This window comes from Nostoc cf. edaphicum LEGE 07299 (genome assembly GCF_015207245.1).
Lineage (GTDB): Bacteria > Cyanobacteriota > Cyanobacteriia > Cyanobacteriales > Nostocaceae > Nostoc > Nostoc edaphicum_B.
This window is the reverse complement of sequence record NZ_JADEXF010000274.1, coordinates 1-5,813: the sequence shown is the minus strand read 5'-3', so window position 1 is coordinate 5,813 and position 5,813 is coordinate 1. Positions and strand designations below refer to the sequence as shown.

Genomic DNA, 5,813 nt, shown 5'->3' with positions numbered 1-5,813 from the left:
TTTGATTACAATACAGCCATCGAGTTTCTAAAGAAGGGTGATAAGCTTCGATGGTGTTGAAGTCTGAGTTAGATTGGCTTATTTTTAACCACGGCTTTTCTTGTTGATTACCAGTCCAAGACCAGGTGTTGCGGAACCAAAGCGTTGGTAACAAATGCAGCGTTTTTGCTTCTGTGCCTCGGTTAATCACACTGATTTCAATTAAAATGTCGTCGGGTGAAGCCTTAGCATACTCAACAAATACATCAAAATAGCGGTCTTGGTCAAATATACCTGTGTCGATTAATTCAAACTCTGAGCTTTGGCGACCTCTGCGGTGATTTTCTTCTACCAGCTGACTGTATGGAAAAGCAGCTTGGGGATATTTATAAAGATATTTCATGTAGGAATGAGTCGGGGTGTTATCCAGGTAGAAGTAGTATTCTTTAACATCTTCCCCGTGATTTCCCTCATTCCCTGTGAGGCCGAAAAGTCTCTCTTTGAGGATTGCATCTTCACCATTCCAGAGAGCGATCGCAAAACATAGTCGCTGATGATTATCAGAAATTCCTCCAATTCCATCTTCTCCCCAGCGATAGGCGCGGGAGCGGGCATGGTCGTGGGGAAAGAATTCCCAGGCGGTACCATCAGGGCTATAGTCTTCGCGCACTGTTCCCCACTGGCGTTCGCTCAGGTAGGAACCCCATCGTTTCCAGTAGGCTGTGCGATCGCGGTCTGCTGCTAATCTTGCTTCTTCTTGGGTCATAGTGATTTAGGATTTTGGATGAATGCAAAATTTAAAATTCAGAATTCTCTGTGGTAGGTTCTGTTGCTATCCAAGCGCGAAGCACTTCTGCTACCGTCCAGGCTTGAGCAATACAACCTCGTGGGGTGAGTGGCTCATTACCATCAAAAATCTCACTGAGACTACCTACGCCGTGAGCGCATAGATGATTAGCCATTGGTTCAAGTAGACTCCGAGCTTGTAGTGGATCGTTGAAAACACGTAGGTGGGCTAAAACAAACGGCCCAATCAGCCAGCCCCAAACCGTTCCTTGATGATAAACACTATCTCGCTGAAACTGATCTCCACCGTAGTGACCTTGATATTGTGGATGGTTGGGGTCAAGACTGCGTAAACCGTGGGAGGTGAGAAGCGATCGCGCACAAGATTCCACCACACCCCGTTGTTGAACTGGAGTCAGGGGGCTTTCTGGTAATGACACAGCGAATATCTGGTTTGGTCGCAACGATTCATCATGTCCCTCAGGCCCATCTAGAACATCGTAGCAGTAACCAACTGCATCGTTCCAGAAGCGCCCAAATCCAATATTTGCAAGCTCTTGCATCTGCTTGTATTCTTGGTAGGGCTTACCCAGCTTTCGTGCAAAGTTTGCCATAGTTCCCAAAGCATTACACCACAAAGCATTAACTTCTATGGGTTTGCCAATGCGTGGCGTAACCACCCAATCACCAATTTTGGCGTCCATCCAGGTGAGTTGCACACCTGTCTCACCTGCATAAAGTAGACCATCATTCGGGTCTAGATGGATGTTGTAGCGCGTCCCTTGACGATGCCAATTAATAATGTCTGCCAGCACAGGAAAGAGTTCACTTAGCAGTTCTTCATCTTTAGTTGCCGCATAGTAAGCGCGAATCGCTTCAAAGTACCAGAGGGTTGCATCTACTGTATTGTATTCTGGTGCTTCACCGACATCGGGAAAGCGGTTAGGTAACATACCTTGGTCTACGTAGCGGGCAAAAGTACGTAAAATAGGGCGTGCAAGCTCTGGACGACCGACCGAGATTGTTAAACCAGGTAAGCTAATCATTGTATCTCGCCCCCAGTCACCGAACCAATGATAACCAGCAATGATTGTTTTGCCGTTGGGTTCATCAGGCAATGGGCGACTGACAATGAATTGGTCGGCAGCGAGGACTAGCTGAGATACCCAGTCTGGATCTGCTTTGGCATGTACACGGCTTTGTTTCCAGAATCCCAGCAGCTTTTGCTCAAGGGAGCGAGGTAACTTTAAGGCTACTTGGCCATCTAACTTTGGATGGATCTCGGTGCTGGCAACAAAAGTGAGTGATTCACCGGGCTGGAGAGTAGCTTCAAAGGTGGCTGCATGTAGATGATCTTCGCGATCGTCGAGTCCGCGATCGCGTTCTCTGGCTAAGTCAAACTCATAGTACCACTCGTGGGCTAGTGTTGCCTGACCGCGATCGCTTAATAGATATAATGGCACAGCTTCCCCAAAAGCAGTAACACGGACACCATGTTCAATAGCATCAACGTTCATCTGCCAGCCTCGTGCATGTGTGCTACCGTGATAATCCCGATAATTTACCAGTGCTTTCAGCTTTAGCATCAGTGGTTGAGTGGCACGACGCAGGTAATATTGAAGATATGTGGTATTGCTGCCGGGTTGCATCCATATACGTTTTTCCAATAAAGCATCCGCACAAGTAAATCGCCATGTTGGTATTGTGCCTTCTAACTCGAAGGATTCAATGTGCTCATAGCCATCTGGATTAACGGCTCCACCAGCCCAACGGCTGGCTCCAAGGGGATAATTGCGTCCGTCATACAAAACTGTTTCATCTAACTTAGCTAGTAACAGAGTTCTCATCAGTGGTGGCTTTAATGCTGCCACGAGTAATCCGTGATAGCGACGTGTGAGTATACCTGATACTGTCCCTGAAGCATAACCACCGATGCCATTAGTTACCAACCATTCTCGCCCTGCTGCCAAATCGAGAACACCACAAATTTCGCGTCCAAAGTTGATACTCATAAGTGATAGTAGGTTCTGTACTCCAGCTCACAAACACTCTAGAACGTTAGAGCCAACACAAACTAAGCTGTTTTACATCAAGTCCGCATATTTAATCTCTTTACTATGTGTTCTCTACGCCTAATAAGGTTAAATAAATTACTTTTAAACCGCAGAGGCACAAAGAGAGCAGAGAGAAAAACAGATTTTAGAAGTCACCTTAAAAAGGTTAGTACCGCAAGGCGGAATTCAAAACTCAAAATGAAGCTTGCGGACTCGCTCTAAGCATTCGCGTAGGTCTCGTAGAGAAGCCATGCGTTGGCGTTTGCGTTAGCGTCTCTGAAAGAGAAGCTTCTTATAGAGAAGGCTTTAGGCTGCGCTAACAAAATTCAAAATTCAAAATGAATACAGCATAAGCGTTTCATTGATTTAGAATGGGTGGTTTATTTACGCCTTGCGGTACTATTGTTCTAGTTTACCTATTGCTCATGATAGTTCCGGCTCAATCCCCCATCTACATAGAACGTTGCACCTGTGATGTAGTCAGCATCGGCTGAGGCTAAGAAAGAAACTATAGGTGCAATATCCTGTGGTTTACCTAAGCGACCCAAGGGAATGTTTTTTAACAGCGCTCCTAATTTTTCGGGGTTATTTAACAGCTTACTATTGATTGGTGTCTCAATTGCTCCAGGAGCCACGTTGTTAATTGTAATTCCCAGAGGGCCAAGTTCAACTGCTAGGTTACGCATCGTCATCTTTACACCGCCCTTGCTGGCACAGTAAGCAGTGAAGTGGGGAAATGCTATTTCCTCATGGGTAGAGCTAATATTGATGATTTTGCCGGTTCGCTTGGTTTCGATGAAGTGCTGCACTATCGCTTGAGTGGCGAAAAATGTCCCTTTGAGGTTGAGATTAATCACTGCATCATAGTCGGCTTCGGTGATGTTCCAGAAATCAGCATTTCGACCGTCAATACCAGCATTGTTTACTAAAATGTCTAACTTGCCAAAGTATTGAATACCCTGGTCTATAAGTTGACGGATGTCGCTAATGACACTCAAGTCAGCTTTAATAGTTAAGCCTTTGCTACCAGCAGCTTCTACTTTCGACAAAGTTTCTTCAGCGCCTTCAGGATGAGAGCGATAATCAATCACAACATCTGCACCTTGTTCAGCCAGATGTACAGCAATAGCTTGGCCAATTCCTCCACTACTACCAGTTACTAAAGCTACCTTACCTTCTAGTTTCTTCATTAGCTTTCTCCTTTTAGAGTATTTTGATGTTTTCAGGTCTTATAAAACAGGATTCAGAAGTCAGAATTCTGGATTCTTCTTTAAATCTACTGATGCTTTTGCAGATGTGGCACCTTAACATTCTTAAAAATACAACGATAATTGGGAACATGAAAAAGTTTGCCTGTCAAAACTTCACGTTCACCCATAGCTATCAGTTGAAAAACTCCCACAGCAGTTAATGCACCTAGTGGAGATGCAATACAATAAAGCCATTGATTTTGCCAAGACCATGCTACGAAAGCAGGCCCCATACTCCGTGCTGTATTCAAACTGGTACCAGAAATTGGCGCTCCCAACCAAACCATAGTTGCCACTAGAAGCCACACCATTAAAGGTGTCCAGCGCAATAGCTGATGATGACTCAAAAAGATAAAGATAGACAGCACCAATATAAATGTCATGAAAACTTCAGCTAGAAATACATACCACAAGGGATAGTTTATTCCAGGTAAAGTAATACAATAATTGACGCTGATCAGGTAATTTCCCCACAAAGCTAATGCTAAAGATGTGCCAAGAACTGCGCCCAGGAATTGACCAAAAATATATCCAATTAAGTCCTGTTTATGCATTTTGCCTTGCATCCAGAATGCCAATGATAAGCAGGGATTTAGGTGCGAACCACTCAGTTTTCCTAAAGGGGAAATGCTAAATAATGCACCACTTCCAGCGAAAATGAGACCATTAATTAATAAACGAGGACTCACTGCCGGAATGAGATGCTCCATAGGCAAACCTTTGCCAAAATTGAAGGTGATTATACTGAATCCAACCAAGAGATTGAAAGCAGTTCCCACCAACTCTGCACCATATTCAGACCAATTTAGAGTTTTCCAATTTGCAAAAGTATTCATGAGTTTATTTCTGGCGATCAACAATTAAGCTTTATACAGCAATTCCATTAAGGTTTTGAACAAAGATTAGCTACTTGATAATATTTTTTATCTCAACTTGTTCATCTCCTATTAAGAAATGCTGTATATAGTTAAGTTGAAATTACCTCAATTGAGCTGCAATGGTGGTGGATTATCCTGATCGACATATCCTTGGCTGATTTCAACAATATTACCATCTGGATCGGATACCCAAACCGTGCGCCACCCAGGAATAAAGCTATCAAAGTTGAGTGGCCCAAGGGTTACTTTTGCATCTTTGCCGATTTCAGCGAGTTTAGCATCAACATCATCAACCTGGAAACCAAAATGACGCCAAGCTGGATAGGTAGGCCCATCTTGGTTGGCTAAAGGAACAGGGGTTTCTCCTTTTGCTTGGAAGAGTTCAAGGTACATATCACCCAATTTCAGAAAGACAATTTGCTCATTATTGCCAATGGGTGCAACTCTTGCTCGCTTAAAGCCGAAATATTTCGTGTAGAATTTTTCAGTTGCAATCGGATCTTTGCAGCTGATTGCCATTTGAGAAACTTTTAGCAAAGCCATTACTTCAGTCCTTACTGACAGAAAAAAGTGAACTTAGTTATGCGTATGTTCCATCGGGATATTGAATTACACCAGCAAAGTGAACAGCAATTTTGCGATCGCGCACTACCCAGTTATCATAGAAACTTACTTCGCCAACATCGCCATTGATGCTTTTGGTTTTCAAGCTTTCGACTATCATCAGCGTGTTCTCGGTTTCAGCCCACTGGTTAAGTTTGACCTCAAAATCTTCTAGACTGAAGATGCGACTTTCAAAGAACTCTTTGAGTGCTTGACGACCACGCACATAAATCGGTTTGCGGTTTTCGGTCAAGGTGCTAATA

Annotated in this window: 5 protein-coding genes and 1 pseudogene; all 6 read right to left on the bottom strand. The window is 43.9% G+C overall.

The annotated features are described in order from the left end of the window. Nucleotides 1-745: pseudogene (locus IQ229_RS10255) on the bottom strand (MGH1-like glycoside hydrolase domain-containing protein); the annotation flags it as partial. Nucleotides 746-776: 31 nt separating this feature from the next. Further along, nucleotides 777-2,777 (bottom strand): amylo-alpha-1,6-glucosidase, encoded by a 2,001-nt coding sequence (locus tag IQ229_RS10250; RefSeq protein ID WP_194043388.1) that lies wholly within the window; start codon nucleotides 2,775-2,777, stop codon nucleotides 777-779. A 458-nt stretch (nucleotides 2,778-3,235) separates the two neighbouring features. Then, nucleotides 3,236-4,009 carry a glucose 1-dehydrogenase gene (locus IQ229_RS10245; protein ID WP_194043386.1) on the bottom strand — a complete coding sequence of 258 codons (774 nt, stop codon included), beginning with the start codon at nucleotides 4,007-4,009 and terminating at the stop codon, nucleotides 3,236-3,238. Nucleotides 4,010-4,095: 86 nt separating this feature from the next. Next, on the bottom strand, nucleotides 4,096-4,905 hold the full coding sequence (locus tag IQ229_RS10240; RefSeq protein ID WP_194043384.1) for an MIP/aquaporin family protein: 810 nt from the start codon (nucleotides 4,903-4,905) through the stop codon (nucleotides 4,096-4,098). Between the two features lie 147 nt (nucleotides 4,906-5,052). Continuing rightward, nucleotides 5,053-5,490 (bottom strand): VOC family protein, encoded by a 438-nt coding sequence (locus IQ229_RS10235; RefSeq protein ID WP_194043382.1) that lies wholly within the window; start codon nucleotides 5,488-5,490, stop codon nucleotides 5,053-5,055. A gap of 37 nt (nucleotides 5,491-5,527) precedes the next feature. Continuing rightward, nucleotides 5,528-5,813, bottom strand: a 286-nt coding sequence (locus IQ229_RS10230; RefSeq protein ID WP_194043380.1) for a nuclear transport factor 2 family protein, incomplete at its 5' end; no start/stop codon positions are given.

What these genes read in the sequence shown, in the direction of transcription:
- IQ229_RS10250 (WP_194043388.1), bottom strand. Translation starts at nt 2,777, where the DNA reads ATGAGTATCAACTTTGGACGCGAAATTTGTGGTGTTCTCGATTTGGCA.
- IQ229_RS10245 (WP_194043386.1), bottom strand. Translation starts at nt 4,009, where the DNA reads ATGAAGAAACTAGAAGGTAAGGTAGCTTTAGTAACTGGTAGTAGTGGA.
- IQ229_RS10240 (WP_194043384.1), bottom strand. Translation starts at nt 4,905, where the DNA reads ATGAATACTTTTGCAAATTGGAAAACTCTAAATTGGTCTGAATATGGT.
- IQ229_RS10235 (WP_194043382.1), bottom strand. Translation starts at nt 5,490, where the DNA reads ATGGCTTTGCTAAAAGTTTCTCAAATGGCAATCAGCTGCAAAGATCCG.